General features: G+C 36.5%; 24 protein-coding genes. 21 read left to right on the forward strand and 3 right to left on the reverse strand.

From position 1 onward, the window contains the following. Nucleotides 1-146: 146 nt before the first annotated feature. On the forward strand, nt 147-380 hold the full coding sequence (locus tag A9C19_RS07200; RefSeq protein WP_072579311.1) for a YqkE family protein: 234 nt from the start codon (nt 147-149) through the stop codon (nt 378-380). An 89-nt stretch (nt 381-469) separates the two neighbouring features. On the opposite strand, the gene A9C19_RS07205 is transcribed toward A9C19_RS07200, so the two are convergent. Next, nucleotides 470-1381 carry an aldo/keto reductase gene (locus A9C19_RS07205; RefSeq protein WP_072579312.1) on the reverse strand — a complete coding sequence of 304 codons (912 nt, stop codon included), beginning with the start codon at nt 1379-1381 and terminating at the stop codon, nt 470-472. A 117-nt stretch (nt 1382-1498) separates the two neighbouring features. After that, nucleotides 1499-1681: a Z-ring formation inhibitor MciZ gene (gene mciZ / locus A9C19_RS07210; RefSeq protein ID WP_072581784.1), complete on the reverse strand. Its 183-nt coding sequence runs from the start codon at nt 1679-1681 to the stop codon at nt 1499-1501. A 77-nt stretch (nt 1682-1758) separates the two neighbouring features. Between mciZ and A9C19_RS07215 the strand changes: the two genes are divergently transcribed. After that, the gene (locus A9C19_RS07215) at nt 1759-2310 is read left to right on the forward strand and encodes an NUDIX hydrolase (RefSeq protein ID WP_072581785.1); all 552 of its coding nucleotides are present in this window, start codon (nt 1759-1761) and stop codon (nt 2308-2310) included. 32 nt (nt 2311-2342) lie between these two features. Beyond that, nucleotides 2343-3509 carry an endonuclease Q family protein gene (locus tag A9C19_RS07220; protein ID WP_072579313.1) on the forward strand — a complete coding sequence of 389 codons (1167 nt, stop codon included), beginning with the start codon at nt 2343-2345 and terminating at the stop codon, nt 3507-3509. 86 nt (nt 3510-3595) lie between these two features. Here the strand turns inward: A9C19_RS07220 and A9C19_RS07225 are convergent, their stop codons facing one another. Beyond that, a complete protein-coding gene (locus A9C19_RS07225) occupies nt 3596-4171 on the reverse strand; it encodes a GNAT family N-acetyltransferase (RefSeq protein WP_199445815.1) in 576 nt (191 codons plus the stop codon). 117 nt (nt 4172-4288) lie between these two features. Between A9C19_RS07225 and spoIIM the strand changes: the two genes are divergently transcribed. The 18 genes from spoIIM (at nt 4289) to A9C19_RS07315 (ending at nt 19592) form a co-directional block, all read left to right on the forward strand. After that, nucleotides 4289-4942: a stage II sporulation protein M gene (gene spoIIM / locus A9C19_RS07230; RefSeq protein ID WP_072579315.1), complete on the forward strand. Its 654-nt coding sequence runs from the start codon at nt 4289-4291 to the stop codon at nt 4940-4942. A gap of 118 nt (nt 4943-5060) precedes the next feature. Beyond that, nucleotides 5061-5522 carry a ferric iron uptake transcriptional regulator gene (gene fur, locus A9C19_RS07235; RefSeq protein ID WP_072579316.1) on the forward strand — a complete coding sequence of 154 codons (462 nt, stop codon included), beginning with the start codon at nt 5061-5063 and terminating at the stop codon, nt 5520-5522. A 563-nt stretch (nt 5523-6085) separates the two neighbouring features. Continuing rightward, nucleotides 6086-6313, forward strand: a complete 228-nt coding sequence (locus A9C19_RS07240) for a YqzK family protein (protein WP_072579317.1) — start codon at nt 6086-6088, stop codon at nt 6311-6313. A gap of 6 nt (nt 6314-6319) precedes the next feature. Further along, the gene (gene xerD, locus A9C19_RS07245; protein WP_072579318.1) at nt 6320-7213 is read left to right on the forward strand and encodes a site-specific tyrosine recombinase XerD; all 894 of its coding nucleotides are present in this window, start codon (nt 6320-6322) and stop codon (nt 7211-7213) included. 481 nt (nt 7214-7694) lie between these two features. Continuing rightward, nucleotides 7695-8879 carry a phosphopentomutase gene (deoB, locus tag A9C19_RS07250; RefSeq protein ID WP_072579319.1) on the forward strand — a complete coding sequence of 395 codons (1185 nt, stop codon included), beginning with the start codon at nt 7695-7697 and terminating at the stop codon, nt 8877-8879. Nucleotides 8880-8892: 13 nt separating this feature from the next. Then, nucleotides 8893-9717 carry a purine-nucleoside phosphorylase gene (locus A9C19_RS07255; RefSeq protein ID WP_072579320.1) on the forward strand — a complete coding sequence of 275 codons (825 nt, stop codon included), beginning with the start codon at nt 8893-8895 and terminating at the stop codon, nt 9715-9717. Between the two features lie 22 nt (nt 9718-9739). After that, on the forward strand, nt 9740-11041 hold the full coding sequence (locus A9C19_RS07260) for a pyrimidine-nucleoside phosphorylase (protein ID WP_145925781.1): 1302 nt from the start codon (nt 9740-9742) through the stop codon (nt 11039-11041). Between the two features lie 440 nt (nt 11042-11481). Continuing rightward, nucleotides 11482-12645, forward strand: coding sequence for a D-alanyl-D-alanine carboxypeptidase family protein (locus tag A9C19_RS07265; RefSeq protein WP_072579321.1), 1164 nt, complete (start codon nt 11482-11484; stop codon nt 12643-12645). A gap of 95 nt (nt 12646-12740) precedes the next feature. Then, on the forward strand, nt 12741-13094 hold the full coding sequence (spoIIAA, locus tag A9C19_RS07270; RefSeq protein WP_072579322.1) for an anti-sigma F factor antagonist: 354 nt from the start codon (nt 12741-12743) through the stop codon (nt 13092-13094). Further along, entirely contained in the window at nt 13091-13531 is a 441-nt protein-coding gene (spoIIAB, locus tag A9C19_RS07275) for an anti-sigma F factor (RefSeq protein ID WP_072579323.1), read from the forward strand. The genes spoIIAA and spoIIAB overlap by 4 nt, the downstream gene beginning before the upstream one ends. A gap of 13 nt (nt 13532-13544) precedes the next feature. Further along, nucleotides 13545-14303, forward strand: coding sequence for an RNA polymerase sporulation sigma factor SigF (gene sigF / locus A9C19_RS07280; protein WP_072579324.1), 759 nt, complete (start codon nt 13545-13547; stop codon nt 14301-14303). A gap of 355 nt (nt 14304-14658) precedes the next feature. Further along, a complete protein-coding gene (locus A9C19_RS07285) occupies nt 14659-15282 on the forward strand; it encodes a stage V sporulation protein AA (RefSeq protein WP_072579325.1) in 624 nt (207 codons plus the stop codon). Next, nucleotides 15272-15694 (forward strand): stage V sporulation protein AB, encoded by a 423-nt coding sequence (locus tag A9C19_RS07290; protein ID WP_072581787.1) that lies wholly within the window; start codon nt 15272-15274, stop codon nt 15692-15694. The genes A9C19_RS07285 and A9C19_RS07290 overlap by 11 nt, the downstream gene beginning before the upstream one ends. A gap of 13 nt (nt 15695-15707) precedes the next feature. Further along, on the forward strand, nt 15708-16163 hold the full coding sequence (gene spoVAC / locus A9C19_RS07295; protein ID WP_072579326.1) for a stage V sporulation protein AC: 456 nt from the start codon (nt 15708-15710) through the stop codon (nt 16161-16163). 13 nt (nt 16164-16176) lie between these two features. Continuing rightward, complete coding sequence (gene spoVAD / locus A9C19_RS07300) at nt 16177-17196, forward strand: stage V sporulation protein AD (protein WP_072579327.1); 1020 nt, start codon at nt 16177-16179, stop codon at nt 17194-17196. Between the two features lie 2 nt (nt 17197-17198). Continuing rightward, the gene (gene spoVAE / locus A9C19_RS07305) at nt 17199-17549 is read left to right on the forward strand and encodes a stage V sporulation protein AE (protein ID WP_072579328.1); all 351 of its coding nucleotides are present in this window, start codon (nt 17199-17201) and stop codon (nt 17547-17549) included. A gap of 8 nt (nt 17550-17557) precedes the next feature. Then, entirely contained in the window at nt 17558-18136 is a 579-nt protein-coding gene (gene spoVAEA / locus A9C19_RS07310; RefSeq protein WP_072579329.1) for a stage V sporulation protein SpoVABEA, read from the forward strand. Next, nucleotides 18120-19592 carry a spore germination protein gene (locus A9C19_RS07315; protein WP_072579330.1) on the forward strand — a complete coding sequence of 491 codons (1473 nt, stop codon included), beginning with the start codon at nt 18120-18122 and terminating at the stop codon, nt 19590-19592. The genes spoVAEA and A9C19_RS07315 overlap by 17 nt, the downstream gene beginning before the upstream one ends. Nucleotides 19593-19611: the final 19 nt, after the last annotated feature.

Raw genomic sequence — 19611 nt, forward strand, 5'->3', positions numbered from 1 at the left:
TCTGAAAATAAAATATACAGAAGGATAAGGAGGATATAGTTCCTATAGATGATATGAGAATATGAGAAGTAAAAAGTTATTTGACTTGATTACCGGGTTACATTATCTCTATAATTTGTAGAGAAGGCTTTTTGGAGGGATTAAAGATGAAGAAACAAACCAAGAAAAAAGATGATCAGAATGTATCTGTATCAGATCATTTAAATAAAGCACTAGTAGAGCAGTTAAAGGCGGTAAAGAAAGACTTGGCGATCGAGCAAGAGGAAAAAGCAGTAGAACTTGAGAAAAAGAAAAGAGAAGAACGAAAACAACGAGAAAAGAATAAAAGCTTTGAAGAGTTACTAAATGAAAGTTCATTATCTTGGAAAGAGTTTAAATAAAAAAAATCAAAAATACAATGTACACCAAGCCGGGAAAAGGCTACTTTCTCCGGCTAAGTACTAAGCTAGACACATCACAATCTTAGTATTCAATCTCGATGTTGCTCGTAGTAGTCAAGCTTTGCGATCTGTTGAAGCTCTAGATACAGTTCTTGAGAAAGTGACTCAGCATGAGTTGAGTTTGCATTTTCAATAATTTGCTCGATTTTACTTGCCCCTGGAATAACAGCTCCTACAACATCAGAAGCTAAACAATATTGGATAGCAAGATCAGTTAACGAATCTGCATAATTCATCTTTTCTAGATCAATGAATAATTTTTTTAGCTCCTCATTATGATAGGAGAGGTAATTGTCAGTTTGAAGTTTCTGCTCAATTGGTTTTTTAGTGAGTAGACCTTTTGCAAGGGGGCCACGTGCAATTACACTCACATCATGATTTTTAATAGTAGAAAACCATTCTTCTGGACGGCGATCTAATAAACTATATTGCATCATAATTGAAATAATAGAGGACTTCTTAAGGTATTCCTTAATAACATTAGGTCGAATGGAAGAAATACCATAGTGACGAATCACTCCCTCATTCTTTAACTCTTCAAATGCTTCAATTGTCTCGTCAATGTTATCTTCGGTAGTCCCACCGTGAAGCTGATAAAGGTCAATATAGTCCGTTTGTAATCGAAGTAAACTCTGTTTTACCGCTTCTTTTATGTATTTTTTAGAAGGATCCCATGTCCATCCTGATTGATTTTCATTCCAACGATTTCCTACTTTTGTCGCTAATATGATGTCCTTGCGACGGTGTTTAAGTGCTTTCCCCACCAATGTTTCATTTTCTCCGAAATCATATAAATCCGCTGTATCCAAATAATTAATTCCTAGATCAATCGCTTTGTCTATAATGGATTTTGCATGTGATTCATCAGTCCCTAGTGACATACACCCGAGCCCCACTTCACTAACGTACAAGTCAGAATTACCAAGCTGCCTTTTCTTCATCACGCATCACTCCTCATGTATTCATTAGTTTTTAGAGTAGTATAAAGTGGTATGAAAATCAACTGAGAGCCTTTTGTTAACAAGGTCTAGTTTTAAAGGAGGATAAGTTATTATTTATTAGTTGTTTGTATCACCCGGTTTTTGTTTTACTAGTTGGCAAGGGCGCTGTTCAATAGTCAGTTCAGCTTGGATCCATTCTTGTAAGGTAGGGTATATTTTTCCATATTCCTTGAGTTTTTCTCGTACTTCCCAAGCTCTTCCAGACATAATGATTCCTTTTTCATGGCGATAGATTTTCACGAGGTCATCCATTCCCTTCCAATAGGTATGGTAGAATGTATGAAGAGAAAAAAACTTATAGAACAGGAGCTAGAAAAATGAGTGAATTAAAAGAAACGACATTAAACTCTAAGGAAATCTTTAAAGGGAGAATAATCGATGTGTACCTAGAAGAAGTAGAATTACCGAATGGAAAAACAAGTACAAGAGAAATTGTTAAACATCCTGGTGCTGTGGCAATCATTGCACTTACAAAAGATAATAAAATTGTCTTGGTAGAACAATTCCGTAAGCCTTTAGAAAGAACTTTAGTTGAAATACCTGCAGGTAAGGTAGAAAAGGGAGAGGATCCGGAAACTACTGCCAAAAGAGAGCTTGAGGAAGAAACAGGGTATACGTGTGAAAAGCTAGAACCACTGATTTCTTTTTATACATCCCCAGGTTTTGCAGATGAGCTAGTCCATTTATTTATAGCGAGGGATCTGGTTAAACTATCGGAAGCAGCGGAATTAGATGAGGATGAATTTGTAGAAGTGATGGAAGTCACAATGGAAGAGGCTCAAAAATTAGTTGAAAGCAAGCGAATTTATGATGCTAAAACAGCCTTTGCTGTTCAATATCTTCAATTACTAGAAAGAAGAGAAAGGTAGAAAAGAACGAAAAGGAGGTTTGCTGTTAACATATGAATAAATACTTCGCTGATTTACATATTCACATTGGGCAGACGGAATCTGGAAAGCCTGTGAAAATAACAGCTTCAAAATCCTTAACCATAAAGAATATTCTAATAGAAGCAAGTGAAAGAAAAGGTATAGATCTTATTGGTATCATTGATTGTCATGTTCCAGAAGTACTATCAACTTTAGTGAAATTAATAGAAACTGGAGAATGTATAGAATTGGAGCAAGGGGGAATTCAATTTCAACGTACGACTCTCTTGGTTGGATGTGAGCTAGAAATATACGATAAAAGCTGTAGTGGACCAATCCATGTGCTTATTTATATGCCAACACTTGAGAAAATGGCTACATTCTCGAATTGGATGAGTTCGAGATTAAAAAACATTACACTTAGCTCACAGCGTATTTATGAAGAAGGAAGGACAGTCCAGCGTGTAGTCAAAAGCTTAGGAGGTTTATTTATTCCAGCTCACATTTTTACACCGCATAAAAGCTTATTTGGAAGTGGTGTCAAGCATTCGCTTACAGAGGTGTTTGATTCTGCATTAATTGATGGGGTAGAGCTAGGGTTAAGCTCCAATACATGTATGGCTGATCAAGTGGAAGAACTTCATACCTATCCTTTTTTAACAAATTCTGATGCCCATTCCCTTCAAAAAATTGGACGTGAGTATCAAAGCTTTTTACTAGAGCAACCAACCTTTCATGAAATAAGATTAGCACTTAAAAGTGAAGGTGGCCGGAAAATCATTGCGAATTATGGCTTAAATCCATACTTAGGTAAGTATTATGAAACAACGTGTGAAAAGTGTGGAGAAAAGCAGGAGGAAAACGAACAACCTTGTGAAAAATGTGGGAGCACTCGCTACATTAAAGGTGTTGTAACTCGGATAAAGGAATTATCAAAGGATCATGGGAGAATTATCGAACGACCACCATATTTTCACCAAATTCCTTTACAATTCATACCAGGAATTGGTCCGAAAACGTTAGACAAGCTAAAGGATTTCTTTGGAACAGAAATGAATATTCTTCATTATGTAAGTGAAGAAGAACTAAAAAAAGTTATACCAGTTACTCTTGTTCAATACATCATTGCTGGTAGGGAAGGAAAATTGCAGGTGAAATCCGGTGGTGGCGGCACCTATGGGAAAATTTTAGGAATATAAAAAAGAGTTCCGGAGGTGATGACCTATGGAACTCTTCAGTCTGCATTGGAAAATATAACGCAAAAAATCTAAACGTGTAGGAGTGATTACGATCTAAAGGTCTTAGCATAGATACAAGTGTCTCTTAATTCTTTCCCATCGGCGGTAAGTTTATTTTGTTTTAATTGGCCCTCTAATGTAAAGCCGAGTTTAATAGGGATGCTTTTACTTTTGTGATTAGTTGGATCACATTTAATTTCAATTCTTTTCGCTCCTAAATGTTTGCGAGCGAACTCAATGATGCCAGTAACCGCTTCTGTCATCAATCCATTTCCACTAAATCTAGTATCAATCCAATAGCCAATTTCAAAGCTATGAGCATCCCAATTTATTCGATGTAATCCTGAGCTTCCAATAAAGGCATTTGTACTAGATTCGAAAAGTAAAAATCTTAGATCTTCGCGTAGAATAAACTGTGCGATGCTTCTTCTAATATTTTCTTCTGATTCATCTACAGTAGGAATCTCCTGTGCAAAAGGCATCCATGGTTTTAATTCGGGGAAGGAAGCGTGAATGGATTCTTGAACAACTTTACCATCACCATATCTCGGTGCTCTTATAACTAAACGTTTTGTCTTAAATTCAGAAGGGAAATCTAGTAATATTGGGTTCAATTCCACCACATCCTTAGGATTTTATTGTAGTATATACGAGAAAACTAGAAAAGAAAACCATTTTAGATGCATAGATTGTTCCTCCTCTCATATACTCTACTAAGTGAGAAACGGGAGGAAATCAATATGCGTAAACAACTGCCATTAAGTGCTTTAATAAAACATCACCTTAAAGAGCATTCATCCATATATTTGTTTGTCTTTGTATTGTTTTTAATGGGAGTCATCTTTGGAGCCATTATTGTCAACAGCATGAATCTAAGTCAAAAAGAAGATTTGTACTATTATTTAAATCGATTTTTTGGACAAGTTGCCGAAGGGAATGTGGCTAGTTCAACAGAAATGTTTCAGCAAAGTTTTTTTCATAATCTAAAATATTTGGGTTTAATGTGGATACTAGGCATTTCTATTATTGGTTTGCCAGTCATTTTAATTATGTTATTTATTAAAGGTATGGTCGTCGGGTTTACTGTAGGATTCTTAGTTAATCAGTTGAGTCTAAAGGGATTTCTTTTATCTTTTGTAACGGTAATGCCACAAAATGTATTATTAATTCCGGCATTTGTCATCATGTCAGCTGTAGCAATATCGTTTTCTTTAAAACTCATTAAGCAATTATTTGTGAAAAAGGGGACTAATTTTGAGACGCCGTTTTCATTTTTTACTAGATATGGAATGGTCTTTATATTTATCGGGGTGCTGGCAGTGATAGCATCAGGGTTTGAAGCATACATCTCACCGTATTTAATGAAAAGCGTAGTTGGAATTGTTAGTAAATAATAATTATTATTAAGTGATATAAATTATTTTTATTAGATTAAAATCATTTTAGTTGGACACCTTCCTCTCTAATGATATATAATAGTTTTTGGAACGCGGCGAGGGAGGAAAAGTAGTTATGGAAAACCGCATTGATCGGATTAAGAAACAGCTGCACTCTGCAAGTTATAAGCTAACTCCGCAGCGTGAAGCGACAGTTCGGGTACTATTAGAGAATGAAGCGGATCATTTAAGTGCTGAAGATGTTTATTTACTCGTAAAAGAGAAAGCACCTGAAATCGGTTTAGCAACAGTATATCGAACATTAGAACTTTTGACTGAATTAAAAGTAGTTGATAAAATAAATTTTGGTGATGGTGTTTCAAGATATGATCTTCGAAAAGAAGGTGCAGCTCATTTCCATCACCATCTTGTATGTATCGAATGTGGATCAGTTGCAGAAATTGAAGATGACTTGCTGGAAGATGTAGAAGAAATTGTTGAAAGAGATTTTACATTTAAAATCAAAGATCACCGTCTAACCTTCCACGGGATTTGTTCTAAATGTCAAGAAGATGAAGAAAATACTAATGAAGAGTAAGTTAGAAAACACCGAAGCTTAGAAGGTAAGCTTCGGTGTTTTTTGCTCCTTAGAAAAAATGATAAATTGTAGGTTAAGCACTTCGACATCAAGATCCAGCAGGCTGACATTTTGCAACTAGGACCCTGAAGCTTATCTTAGAACGAGACCAAGACTTTTTTAGCCTTTGTTCAAGAGAAGAGGAAAGTAGTATATTGTTCTGTTAGTGGGTTTTATGCCTAGCCTGAGCGTCTATTAAGCAAGGTTTCTCTTTCTTTTATTTGTAAAAAACAGGGGGGATCCATACATACTGCGTGAAAATTACCGAAATGATGTATAAAGTTTGTCCACTTTGGCATATCTTCTAATAATCGACCTTGAATGAGGAAAAGTACTTAAAAAGCGGATCACATTTTTATTGTACAAAAAAAGTATTAAAAAGGGCTTTCGATGTTAAGTTGTTGCACATTGCCTTTCGTTACAGGCATTAGGCTTCAAAGGGAAGCGAATGCTTGTAACGGAAATTAACAACCACGAGTAACGGAGCCAATAAAAAGTATGGTGACAAGGTATGGAGGGTTAGTATGGTTAGGTGGATAAAAACATTTGTGGATATGATGAAGGTATTTGTCTTGTTTACTGGATTTACGATTTTATTCTATTATGCTATCATTTGGGTGAACTTAGAATATCAAGAATTGCACCGATATGATCAGCCGGAGGGGGCTGCATTAAAGGTGACAAAAATGATGAATAATGAAGATGAAAATTGGATGAACAGAATCATTTTTTTTCTTGATAATGGGGAGTAGAGTAATTTGAAGGATCAAATACAGGATTTTATCCATTACTTAATAGTAGAAAGAGGATTATCAACAAATACAATTGTCTCTTATGAGAGGGATTTAAAAAGCTATGAAAAGCACCTAAAAGAAATTCAACAAATCGACTCGTTTAATGACGTGACTCGCATTCATATTATTCAATTTCTGAAGTCGTTAAAAGAAAGTGGTAAATCAAGCAAAACAATCGCTAGACATACAGCGTCAATTAGGAATATGCATCAATTTTTATTGAGAGAAAAACAAGCTAATCAAGATCCTTCTGTTATGATTGAATCTCCACAATTAGAACGACATTTACCTAAAATCTTATCGTTACAAGAAGTAGAGAAATTGTTGGATACTCCTAAGCTAAATACACCATTTGGATACCGTGATAAGGCAATGTTGGAGCTTTTATATGCGACTGGAATTCGAGTGAGTGAAATGATTAACTTGAACTTAACAGACGCTCATCTCACAATGGGATTTATTCGTTGTTATGGGAAAGGGAATAAAGAGCGTATTGTTCCGATTGGGAAAACAGCTACAGAAGCACTTATGAATTATATTGAAAATGCGAGAGGGAAACTTCTTAATCCGAAGCAGCCGACAGAGGCGCTTTTTGTTAATCATCATGGTAAACGGATATCAAGACAAGGATTTTGGAAGAACTTAAAGAAAATCGCTCTGGAAGCAAACATCCAAAATGAATTAACCCCACATACGTTAAGACATTCTTTTGCAACACATTTATTAGAGAATGGAGCCGATTTAAGAGCGGTACAGGAGATGTTAGGTCATGCTGATATTTCAACCACTCAAATCTATACGCATGTGTCGAAGACCAGATTGAAAGATGTATACAATCAGTTTCACCCAAGAGCATAAAAGAATTAGTAGAGCAGAAATGACGTATGGTGGTAGACATACGTTGTTTTTTTGTCGTGAATTAGAAGTCCAGTATGAACAAAGTGACTGTCCTACCATGCGTTTTGAAGACTTGATTTGAGTCAAAACTTCATTCAAGAATGTCCTTTAAGATGAAAGAAGTGATAAACAAGATAGAGGTGTTGATTGTAACCATGTCATGTTTAATAAGGTTTTATAACATCAACAAAGGGTAGAAAGTGAAGAAAGTATATTTGCTTTGCCTAATCCCCAGATGAATGTAAGTGATTACATAAAATGAGTGTAAAACCGATTACATTCTTGCTATATCTACTAAAATCATGATAGATATAAGTTGTCAATCCCTATTTAGAAGTTTATAATTATAGATGTCAGACTTCTGACAAGTTTTATTGTTCGAATGGAAAAATGTTTTCTAAGGTACATTAAGATTTAGAGGAAAGTCAAAAGGAGGATCCAGATGACAAATTATACATATAAACGTGTTTTTCTTATTGTTTTAGATTCAGTAGGAATTGGTGAAGCACCAGATGCAGAGAAATTTAATGATGTCGGATCAGACACATTAGGTCATATTGCGGAACATATGGGCGGCTTAAAGATGCCAAATATGGCAAAGTTAGGTCTTAGTAATATTCGAGAAATAAAAGGAATACCAGTACAAGAAGCACCGCTTGCGTACTACTCGAAAATGCAGGAAGCGTCAAATGGAAAAGATACGATGACAGGTCATTGGGAAATTATGGGCCTTCATATAGAGAAACCTTTTCGCGTGTTCCCAGATGGATTCCCGCCCGAATTAATAAATGAATTAGAACAAAAATCAGGTAGAAAAATTATTGGGAATAAGCCTGCATCAGGAACTGAAATTTTAGATGAACTTGGAAAAGAACATATGGAGACAGGTGACTTAATTGTTTATACGTCAGCTGATTCTGTACTTCAAATAGCTGCACATGAAGATGTTGTTCCAATTGAGGAATTATATAAGATTTGTGAAATGGCTCGTGAATTAACACTTGATGAAAAATATATGGTTGGCCGAGTTATTGCCCGACCATTTTTAGGAAAGCCGGGAGAATTTGTCCGTACGCCTAATCGTCACGATTATGCCCTTAAGCCATTTGAGCGAACAGTTATGAATGAATTAAAAGACAGTGGATATGATGTTCTTTCAATTGGGAAAATTTCTGATATATATGATGGAGAAGGGATTACAAAGTCGCTTCGAACAAAATCAAATATGGATGGAATGGATAAGTTAAATGATACTGTTGGAATGGATTTTACTGGTTTAAGCTTCTTAAACTTGGTCGATTTCGATGCGTTATTTGGACACCGTCGTGACCCAGTAGGTTATGGAAAAGCACTAGAAGAGTATGATGAAAGATTAGCGGAAGTACTTGACAAATTAAAAGAAGATGATTTGCTTATTATTACAGCGGATCATGGGAATGATCCTGTGCATCATGGAACAGATCATACTAGAGAATTCGTTCCGTTATTAGTTTATAGCAAAAGACTAGGAACTGGACAAGAGCTTTCTATTAGAGACACGTTTGCCGATATTGGTGCCACAATAGCGGACAACTTTAATGTGAAATTGCCAGCTTACGGAACTAGCTTTTTGTCAGAGTTGAAATAGGAGGAGTAGAAGGATGAATTACGAGAGTATAAAAGAAGCTGCATCGTTTTTAAAGGGAAGGTATGCAAACGTCCCGACAATTGGGTTAATCTTAGGATCTGGATTAGGTGTATTAGCTGAGGAGATTCAAAATCCAGTGAAAATACCTTATGGTGATATTCCTCATTTTCCTGTTTCGACAGTTGAAGGTCATGCAGGTCAACTAGTTTTTGGAACATTAAATGGAGCGAATGTAGTGGCCATGCAAGGTCGTTTTCATTTTTACGAGGGATATAGCTTGGAAAAGGTTACTTCGCCTGTAAGAGTAATGAAAGAACTAGGTGTTGAGACACTACTTGTTACAAATGCAGCTGGTGGAATTAATGAAGCATTTGAGGCAGGAGACTTAATGCTGATTTCAGACCATATTAATAATATGGGAACAAATCCTTTGATTGGTCCAAATGACTCAAATCTTGGAGTGCGTTTCCCTGATATGTCTGAAGCGTATGATAAAAAGTATAGAGAGCTTGCTAAGCAGGTTGCAAAAGAGCTAGATATCCAAATTAAGGAAGGTGTTTATGTTGGGAATACTGGTCCAACATATGAAACACCGGCAGAGGTACGTGCATTAAGTACAATGGGTGGAGATGCTGTTGGAATGTCAACAGTACCAGAAGTAATTGTCGCAAAGCATGCAGGCTTAAAGGTTCTTGGTATCTCTTGTATTTCCAATATGGCAGCTGGTATTTTGGACCAACCTTTATCGCATGATGAAGTAATAGAAACAACGGAAAAAGTACGAGCTAACTTTTTATCTTTTGTAAAAAATATTGTGGGAAAAATTCACTCTAACTAAACAAAAAAAGGTGCGATCTGACATGAGAATGGTTGACTTAATCCAAAAAAAGAGAGACGGACTTGAATTAACAAAAGAAGAGATTCAATTTATTATTAAAGGCTATACGTCAGGTGACATTCCAGATTATCAAATGAGCGCTTTTACAATGGCTATTTTCTTTCAAGGCATGACAGATAATGAGCGTGCTGAATTAACTATGGCGATGGTATATTCAGGAGACACCATTGATTTAAGTGAAATCAAAGGAATAAAAGTAGATAAACATAGTACAGGTGGGGTTGGTGATACGACAACACTTGTATTAGGTCCTCTTGTGGCATCAGTAGGTGTTCCTGTCGCGAAAATGTCTGGACGTGGATTAGGACATACAGGAGGTACAATTGATAAGCTAGAAGCTGTACCAGGATTTCATGTGGAAATTGAAAATAATCAATTTATTGATTTAGTAAACAAAAATAAAGTAGCTGTTATTGGCCAAAGTGGAAATTTAACACCGGCAGATAAAAAACTATACTCATTACGTGATGTAACAGCGACAGTCAACAGTATACCTCTTATTGCAAGTTCCATTATGAGTAAAAAAATAGCTGCAGGAGCAGATGCGATTGTATTAGATGTGAAAACAGGTGCAGGAGCATTTATGAAAGATTTAGAGGAATCAAAAGCTCTTGCAAAAGCAATGGTAGATATCGGGAACCTAGTTGGAAGAAGAACGATGGCAGTAATCTCTGATATGAGTCAGCCTTTAGGATATGCAATCGGGAATGCCCTTGAGGTTAAAGAAGCGATAGAGACTTTAAGTGGTAAAGGACCAAAAGACTTGGAAGAGCTCTGTCTCGTATTAGGAAGCTACATGGTTCTGTTAGCAAAAAAAGCGGATACATTAGAAGAGGCGCGCACGCTTCTTACTGAATCTATTAGTAGTGGAAAAGCGCTTGAAACAATGAAAACCTTCTTAGAAGCACAAGGTGGAGATTCTTCTGTTGTAGACAACCCAGGAAGTCTCCCTCAAGCAAAATTTGTAATGGAGCTTGAAGCCAAACAAGATGGATATGTTTCAGAAATTATCGCTGATTCTGTAGGTACTGCCGCTATGCTATTAGGAGCAGGAAGAGCTACAAAGGAATCCGAAATTGATTTAGCGGTTGGGTTAGTATTAAACAAAAAAATTGGAGACGAAGTAAAACAAGGAGAGTCACTTGCAACCATTTACAGTAATCAAGAGGATGTAAAGGCTGTAAAAGAAAAGTTATATGAAAGTATAAAAGTTACAAGTGCTCGTGTTGAAGCTCCTAAATTAATTTATGCAACAGTAGAATAACCGAATCAAAGTGAAAGAGGCTTGGACAGAAGTGCCTGGCACCTTATCGTAACAACTATATGTTCGCACAGATTTATCTTGTGCACACAATAGATTGTAGCGGAGGTACCTGGCACTTTGTTTTTTTCCTACCTCTTTTTAGTTCTTGCTTAGGAAATGATAAAATGCATGGATTGTGGATAAGTGCCTCTACATCTAGCCCCAGAAGTCTACCTTTAGCAAAAAAGTCAGGTGCCTAGCTTTCAAAGAAAAGAAGAGCAAGTGCAGCTTTTGCAACTAACGCCCATTTAGATAGCCTCGAGGATCATACAAGCTTTGCATACACCAAAATACATTCCTTTCATTGTAATAAAGAATGAAGAAAATTTCTGTAAAAATATTAGTATAATTTCCCTTCTGCTGGAAAAAATGGAAAGTATAAAGAATGGAGGGCTTATGAAATGAAACGAATATTTTCGTGTTTGACAATCATAATGATGCTTACTTCTGTAGCACCAATGGCATTTGCCGAAGAATCAAAATCAGTTGAACTTGCAGATAAAGCGAAGTCTGCTGTCTTAATTGAGCGAGATACTGGAACGATCTTGTACGATAAAAACAGTGATGAAAAACTTCCTCCAGCAAGTATGACAAAAATTATGACAATGCTCTTAATCATGGAGGCAATTGAAAACAACCAAATTACTTGGACTGAAAAAGTTCGTACAAGTGAATACGCTGCTTCTATGGGAGGATCTCAAATCTTCTTAGAGCCAGGTGAAGAAATGACAGTTGAAGAGATGCTTAAAGGGATTGCTATTGGTTCTGGAAATGATGCATCTGTTGCTATGGCAGAGAAAATTGCGGGATCTGCAGAAGAATTTGTCAATATGATGAATAAAAAGGTTGATGAGCTAGGCTTGGAAAATACTCATTTCAAAAATCCAACGGGTTTACCTGAGCCTGATCATTACAGTTCAGCACATGATATGGCCGTGATGGCTAAGGAGTTATTGAAATTTGAAGAAATCACAAATTTCACTGGTAAATACGAAGATTATTTAAGAGAAGGTACAGATAAGAAATTTTGGTTAGTTAATACAAATCGACTTGTTAAATTCTACGAAGGTGTAGATGGTGTGAAAACAGGCTTTACGAATGAAGCGAAATATTGTTTAACTGCAACAGCGAAAATAGATAATATGCGTGTCATTGCTGTAGTATTTGGTGCAGAAACACCTAAGGATCGAAACTTACAAGTCACTAAAATGTTGGATTACGCCTTTAGTCAATATCAATCACACCCACTTTTTGAGAAGGATCATGTTTTATCAAAGGTGAAAGTCAGTAAGGGTAGCGAAAAAGAAGTGAACTTAATGACTTCAGAGCCAATCTCAATCCTTACAAAAAAAGGTGAAAAGACCGATGATGTAACACAAGAGATTGTGATGAAAAAAGATGTTCAAGCTCCAGTGAAAAAAGGAGATGAATTAGGATCTCTCCAACTAATGAAGGATGAGAAAGTAATTGCAGAAAGTAAGCTTGTAGCAGAGCAAAATGTAGAAGAAGCAAGCTGGTGGCAATTGTTTAAACGTGTGATGGGGAATTTTACGAAATCTAGCTAATGTTGACGAATAGGCACTAGTTTTGTCATGGAGCAGGAAAATGAAGGCTCAATAAAGAAAGACTCTTTATCCAGAATTTAAGGAGGGGTCAAACCTTGAGTCTTGCAATTGAACTTGATGTAAAAAAATCAGTATTGTGTATTCGACTCTCAGGTGAACTTGATCATCATGCAGCAGAAGAATTACGTGAAAAGGTGACGGAAACTCTTGCAGCGAAACAAGTTCAACATATTGTATTAAATTTAGAGAAACTATCATTTATGGATAGCTCTGGCTTGGGTGTCATTTTAGGAAGATATAAACAAATTAAAGCGATGGGTGGAGAGATGGTAGTCTGTGCCATTTCACCAGCTGTTAAACGTTTGTTTGATATGTCAGGCTTGTTTAAGATTATTCGATTAGAGGATAACGAAGATCGTGCCCTTGAAAAGCTGGGGGTGGCATCATGAAGAATGAGATGAATCTTCAATTCTCGGCTCTAAGTCAGAATGAATCATTTGCAAGGGTCACTGTCGCATCCTTTATAGCGCAGTTAGATCCAACTATGGATGAATTAACGGAAATTAAGACGGTAGTCTCTGAGGCTGTGACGAATGCCATTATTCACGGATATGAAAATGATCCAAATGGTATTGTTTATATTTCTGTCACACTAGAAGACGGTGTTGTTAGTCTTACAATTAAAGATGAAGGTATTGGCATTTCTGATGTTGATGAAGCAAGACAACCACTTTACACAACGAAACCAGAATTAGAACGATCAGGAATGGGCTTTACCATTATGGAAAATTTCATGGATGAATGTAGTGTTCAATCATCTGCAACAAGTGGAACGACTGTTAAAATGACAAAACATTTAACAAAAAGTAAAGCTTTATGCAATTAAAGGGAGACTTGCTATGGATGTGGAGGTCAAGAACGATCAGACAAATACTCAGTTAAAAGATCATGAAGTGAAAGAACTAATTCGTCGAAGTCAAGAAGGGGATCAAGAGGCGCGAGATTTAATTATTCAAAAGAATATGAGGCTCGTTTGGTCTGTTGTCCAACGGTTTTTAAATCGCGGATATGAACCAGATGATTTATTCCAAATTGGGAGTATAGGGTTGCTTAAATCAGTTGATAAATTTGATTTATCCTATGATGTAAGATTTTCCACCTATGCAGTTCCGATGATTATTGGGGAAATACAAAGGTTTATACGTGATGATGGAACAGTTAAAGTTAGCCGATCCCTGAAAGAATTAGGTAACAAAATTCGTCGAGCACGTGACGAGTTGTCCAAAAAATTGGGGAAAGTTCCTACAGTTGCAGAAATAGCTAGTCATCTAGAAATATCTCCCGAAGAAGTTGTTCTTGCACAGGAAGCAGTTAGAGCCCCTTCGTCAATACATGAAACTGTTTATGAAAATGATGGTGACCCTATTACATTGTTAGATCAAATTGCTGACAATAATGAAACAAAATGGTTTGATAAAATTGTACTGAAAGATGCTATTCGAGATCTTGATGAAAGAGAAAGGCTTATTGTGTTCTTAAGATATTATAAGGATCAGACACAATCAGAAGTGGCAGATCGATTAGGGATCTCACAAGTCCAAGTATCTAGGCTTGAAAAAAAGATCTTACAGCAAATGAAAGAGCGAATGAATCAATGATTAAGCTTGTTCAGTATGGTTATTGAAATGAGACTCAAGTAGCTTAAGAAGGTAAGAAGATATTAATTAAATTTCACCTACCACTTTTTTTGCTGCAAGCTCACAACACATATAGATTGATGGAGATAAAAACTTATAAAAGACAACTTCTTTACTATCAGGCAACTGATGTAAGGAAGTTGTCTTTTTTGTATGCAACTAAAACATTTACTTTCACCAGGGATAGTCGTTTCCTTTGGTAATTAATGGACTTGTTGGCTAATTAGTATGATTGATTTTGTGCCAATGCATACTACTTATACGAACACATTATTTTAACTCAAATGAAAAATCAATCGATAGGAAGTGATTCTTGATGGTAAGGACGGTATATTTGAGACTTCGTCATCGCATTCAAGTAAATCCTAACGATAGCATTACAATTAACGATCTTGCACTCCTCGTTGGTGAAAAGGAGTTGACGACAGAATTAAAAAAATTGGTTGTTCATAAAGTACAGCTAAATGATAAAAGTATGGTCGTCATTGATGTTATGCATGTATTAAAGCTTATCCATAGCTATAATCGGGACATCGATGTTCAAACGATTGGATCAAACCAAACTATTGTGGAAATATGTTATGAGAAAAAGAACGTTTCACCCCTTTTATTTTTAGCAGTATGGATACTCCTTTTTATTGGAGCTGGACTTGCTATTATGAATTTTCACGAAGATGTTAGTATGCAGGCTGTCCATCAGAGGATATATAGGATTGTCACAGGTGAAGAGAATGAACAGCCCCTTATTTTGCAAATACCTTATTCTATTGGCTTAGGTTTGGGCATGGTATTATTCTTTAATCATTTGTTTAAGAAGAGAATTAACGAGGAACCCAGTCCGTTAGAAGTAGAAATCTTTAATTATCAATTAGATTTAGATCAATATGTTGCAATGAATGAAAACAAAGAGAAGTTAACAAGTTCAAATGATGATCATTAATTTTTTTTTATTAAGTGTGATCGGACTGGCTGGAGGACTTGTAGTAGGTTCTGGATTTGTTGCATTTTTAGCAGTATTAGGGATCATCCCACGATTAACGCAATTAACGAAAACACATAAGTACATCCATATATATGAGCTTTCCATTATTCTTGGAACAGTTGTAGTAGGGTGGATGAGTTTAAGAAATACACAACTTTTTCAATCTAGCCTTTGGTTAGTCCCGATTGGATTACTTAGTGGGGTTTTTATTGGAATGCTTGCAGCAGCTTTAACAGAAGTATTAAATGTATTTCCGATATTGGCTAAAAGAATTGGGTTTGGAGAGAAAATAGTTGTTTTACTTATGGCAATTGTATTAGGGAAGATTTGTGGGTCCCTCTTCCATTGGATGTATTTTGTTAATCACTAGGAGGTAGTTGGTTATGTCAAAACCTAAATTAAAGGACGATTATCAAAATCAGATAAAAAATTATCAGCCTAAACCACCCTATTTCTTAAACTGTCTTAAAGCCTTTGTTATAGGTGGCTTAATTTGTACTCTAGGTCAAGGAATCCAAAATTTTTATATTCAAGTATTTAACTTTTCAGAAAAAGATGCTGGAAATCCAACGGTAGCTACTCTTATCCTTCTGTCTGCAATTTTAACCGGTATGGGAGTATATGATAAGTTGGGTCAATTTGCCGGTGCAGGATCAGCAGTACCTGTGACAGGCTTTGCTAATTCTATGACAAGTGCCGCTATTGAACATAGAAGTGAGGGGATAGTACTAGGAGTTGCAACAAATATGTTTAAGTTAGCAGGAAGTGTTATTGTGTTTGGTGTTGTTGCAGCATATGTAGTTGGGGTTATCCGCTATTTTTATGGTTTAGCATTTTAAGGAGGTTGTTATCTTGAAGTTAACTGGAAAGCAAACATGGCTATTTGAGAATCCTTTATTTGTCCATTCGAGCGGTACTGCTGTTGGTCCGAAAGAAGCAAATGGTCCATTAGGTCAATATTTTGATGTGAAGCACGATGAATTACATTGTGGTGAAGATAATTGGGAATTAGCGGAAAGAAGACTAATGGAGCAAGCGATCGAGCAATGCCTAAAAAAAGGACAGAAAACAGTGGAAGATGTGGATTTTTTCCTAGCAGGTGATCTTCTTAACCAAAATGTAACAGCCAATTATGTTGCAAGACATGTTCAATTGCCATTCTTATGCATGTTTGGAGCTTGTTCAACATCTATGGAAACAGTAGCTTTAGGTTCAGCTCTTGTAGACGGAGGTTTCGCTTCAACTGTCTTAGCGGCAACTAGTAGTCATAATGCAACTGCAGAACGTCAATTTCGTTATCCAACAGAATACGGTGGGCAAAAACCAGATACAGCGACATCAACGGTTACAGGCTCTGGCGCTGTGTTAATTTCGAAGGATGTTAGCAAGATAAAAATCACCTCTGCGACAATCGGAAAGGTAGCCGATTTAGGAATTAAGAACCCTTTTGACATGGGGTCTGCTATGGCACCAGCAGCAGCGGATACAATAGCACAGCACTTAAAAGATTTAAACCGAACACCTGATGACTATGACATGTTTTTAACGGGAGATTTATCGGGAATAGGAAGTCCAATTGTTAAAGAACTGCTGAAAGAAGAAGGATTTGATGTTCATGACAAGCATAATGATTGTGGATTAATGGTCTATAGACCTGATCAAAATGTTTTTGCTGGTGGAAGTGGATGTGCTTGTTCGGCTGTCGTTACATATGGCCATATCTTTGATGAGTTACAAAAGGGCAATCTTAATCGAGTGTTTGTTGTAGCAACAGGTGCACTATTAAGTCCAACCATGATTCAACAAAAAGAATCCATTCCAACAATTGCTCACGGAGTAGTATTCGAACGGACGGAAGAAGGGGGAAATTAAAGGTGGAATATCTACTAGCATTTTTAGTTGGTGGTGCAATTTGTGTTATCGGGCAAATTTTACTAGATGTATTTAAGCTAACCCCTGCTCATGTAATGAGTAGCTTCGTTGTTAGTGGGGCTATTCTTGATGGATTTGGAATTTATGACAAATTAATTGAATTTGCAGGAGCTGGAGCCACTGTTCCGATTACGAGCTTTGGTCATTCCCTGCTGCATGGTGCATTAGAAAAAGCAGAAGAGCAGGGATTTATTGGAATAGGTATCGGGATTTTCGAATTAACATCTGCTGGTATATCAGCTGCGATACTCTTTGCATTTATTATGGCATTAATTTTTAAACCGAAAGGATAGGATTTGTATTGGCAAATAAGAGAAGGGTCATTTTAGTTACCGATGGTGATGAGTATGCCGCACGAACAATTGAATATGTAGCATCGAAAATAGGTGGCAGAGCGATTTCTCAGTCACAAGGTAATCCAACTCTATTAAGTGGGCCTCAAATAGTGCAACTCATTCAAAAGGCTAAAAATGATCCAGTATTTGTCATGTTTGATGATTGTGGATTAGTTGGGGAAGGTGCTGGAGAAAGGGCTTTGAAATATGTTGCAGAGCACTCGGCAATTGAAGTATTAGGGATTATAGCAGTGGCTTCAAAAACACATCAAACAGAGTGGGCTAAAGTTGATGTTAGCATTGATCGCTTCGGAGAGTTAACAGAATATGGTGTAGATAAAAGTGGATTAAAGGACTTAGAGTTAGGCAGGATAAGCGGTGACACCGTTTATTGCATTGATCAGCTTAATGTACCAATTATAGTTGGAATTGGTGATATCGGAAAGATGGCTCGTAAGGATGATGTGAAAAATGGTTGTCCAGTTACATTAAAAGCAGTTGAATTAATTTTAGAAAGGAGTGGGTACAATGACGACAACAGATAAAACATCACAAATTACCGGAAATCTCTCAGAGCATGAAAAATACTTTACTGAGCATGTAGGGTTAAATACAAGCTTTGATCTTGGAATTCGTAAATTGTCTATTCTGAATTATCAAGTGAATATGTATTTTTTAAATGGCTTATGTGATACAAACTATATTACAGAAATCTTGAAAAAATTGACAGATATTAGTGATAATGAAGTAGAGCATGTAAAATTCAAAGAGATATTAGAGAATCGTATTGTGAACCAATCTGTTTCTAAGATTAAAACGTTAGATGAATCTGTTGATCAATTATTATCAGGACTTATCATCTTTTTTATTGAGGGTGTAGATTATGGACTAGTAGTTGATGTAAGAAGCTATCCTGGTAGGCAGCCTCAAGAGCCGGACACTGAAAAAATTGTTAGAGGTGCAAGAGACGGATTTGTTGAGAATATTATTGTTAATACAGGATTAATTCGTAGAAGAATTAGAGATGAAAGATTACGCTATGAAATGTTAAAAGTTGGAGAACGGTCAAAGACGGATGTATGTGTGGCTTATATTAAGGATGTAGCAGATCCCGGCCTTATTAAATTAATAAAAAAAGAGTTAGATGAAATTGAAATCGATGGAATCACGATGGCTGACAAAACAATAGAGGAGTTTTTGGTTAAACAAGGCTACAATCCCTATCCTTTAGTTCGTTATACAGAGAGAGCGGATGTAGCGGCAAATCATCTTCTTGAGGGTCATGTGTTAATATTGGTCGATACTTCACCAAGTGTAATTATTACCCCTACAACGATGTTTCACCATGTGCAACATGCTGAAGAGTACCGTCAAGCTCCTGCTGTTGGTACATTTTTAAGATGGGTTCGTTTTTTAGGAATTGTGGCATCTATCTTTTTATTACCTTTGTGGTTTTTATTTGTACAGGAGCCGTCGCTTCTTCCTAAAGAAATATCTTTTATAGGACCGAATGAAGAAAAAAATATCCCGATAGTCGTGCAAATATTTTTAGCGGACTTTGGTATAGAATTTTTAAGGATGGCTGCAATTCATACGCCTACCTCCTTATCAACAGCCATGGGTTTAATTGCGGCAGCATTGATTGGTCAGATCGCGATTGATGTAGGGTTATTTGTGCCAGAGGTTATTCTATACGTTGCGGTTGCGGCAATTGGAACATTTGCAACACCTAGTTATGAATTAAGTGTGGCGAATAAAATTGCTAGATTATTACTCTTGATTTTAGTAGCACTCTTTCAACTGGAGGGCTTTGTTATTGGAAGTACAATATTCGTTCTCTTATTAGCGAATATTCGATCTTTAAATACGCCATATTTATGGCCGTTCCTTCCATTTAATGCTAAAGCTCTTTGGCAAATCATCGTTAGGACATCTGTGCCAGGTGCTAAACTTAGACCGAGTATTGTACATCCCCAAAATATAAAAAAACAACCCAAATAAGCGGTGTGTCATTGAAAGT

The organism is Bacillus weihaiensis, assembly GCF_001889165.1.
Taxonomy (GTDB): Bacteria; Bacillota; Bacilli; order Bacillales; family Bacillaceae; genus Metabacillus; species Metabacillus weihaiensis.

What these genes read in the sequence shown, in the direction of transcription:
- A9C19_RS07200 (WP_072579311.1), top strand. Translation starts at nt 147, where the DNA reads ATGAAGAAACAAACCAAGAAAAAAGATGATCAGAATGTATCTGTATCA.
- A9C19_RS07260 (WP_145925781.1), top strand. Translation starts at nt 9,740, where the DNA reads ATGAGAATGGTTGACTTAATCCAAAAAAAGAGAGACGGACTTGAATTA.
- spoIIM (WP_072579315.1), top strand. Translation starts at nt 4,289, where the DNA reads ATGCGTAAACAACTGCCATTAAGTGCTTTAATAAAACATCACCTTAAA.
- A9C19_RS07220 (WP_072579313.1), top strand. Translation starts at nt 2,343, where the DNA reads ATGAATAAATACTTCGCTGATTTACATATTCACATTGGGCAGACGGAA.
- A9C19_RS07215 (WP_072581785.1), top strand. Translation starts at nt 1,759, where the DNA reads ATGAGTGAATTAAAAGAAACGACATTAAACTCTAAGGAAATCTTTAAA.
- A9C19_RS07240 (WP_072579317.1), top strand. Translation starts at nt 6,086, where the DNA reads ATGGTTAGGTGGATAAAAACATTTGTGGATATGATGAAGGTATTTGTC.
- A9C19_RS07290 (WP_072581787.1), top strand. Translation starts at nt 15,272, where the DNA reads ATGATCATTAATTTTTTTTTATTAAGTGTGATCGGACTGGCTGGAGGA.
- A9C19_RS07315 (WP_072579330.1), top strand. Translation starts at nt 18,120, where the DNA reads ATGACGACAACAGATAAAACATCACAAATTACCGGAAATCTCTCAGAG.
- spoIIAB (WP_072579323.1), top strand. Translation starts at nt 13,091, where the DNA reads ATGAAGAATGAGATGAATCTTCAATTCTCGGCTCTAAGTCAGAATGAA.
- A9C19_RS07265 (WP_072579321.1), top strand. Translation starts at nt 11,482, where the DNA reads ATGAAACGAATATTTTCGTGTTTGACAATCATAATGATGCTTACTTCT.
- fur (WP_072579316.1), top strand. Translation starts at nt 5,061, where the DNA reads ATGGAAAACCGCATTGATCGGATTAAGAAACAGCTGCACTCTGCAAGT.
- deoB (WP_072579319.1), top strand. Translation starts at nt 7,695, where the DNA reads ATGACAAATTATACATATAAACGTGTTTTTCTTATTGTTTTAGATTCA.
- spoVAC (WP_072579326.1), top strand. Translation starts at nt 15,708, where the DNA reads ATGTCAAAACCTAAATTAAAGGACGATTATCAAAATCAGATAAAAAAT.
- sigF (WP_072579324.1), top strand. Translation starts at nt 13,545, where the DNA reads ATGGATGTGGAGGTCAAGAACGATCAGACAAATACTCAGTTAAAAGAT.
- A9C19_RS07285 (WP_072579325.1), top strand. Translation starts at nt 14,659, where the DNA reads ATGGTAAGGACGGTATATTTGAGACTTCGTCATCGCATTCAAGTAAAT.
- A9C19_RS07255 (WP_072579320.1), top strand. Translation starts at nt 8,893, where the DNA reads ATGAATTACGAGAGTATAAAAGAAGCTGCATCGTTTTTAAAGGGAAGG.
- A9C19_RS07205 (WP_072579312.1), bottom strand. Translation starts at nt 1,381, where the DNA reads ATGAAGAAAAGGCAGCTTGGTAATTCTGACTTGTACGTTAGTGAAGTG.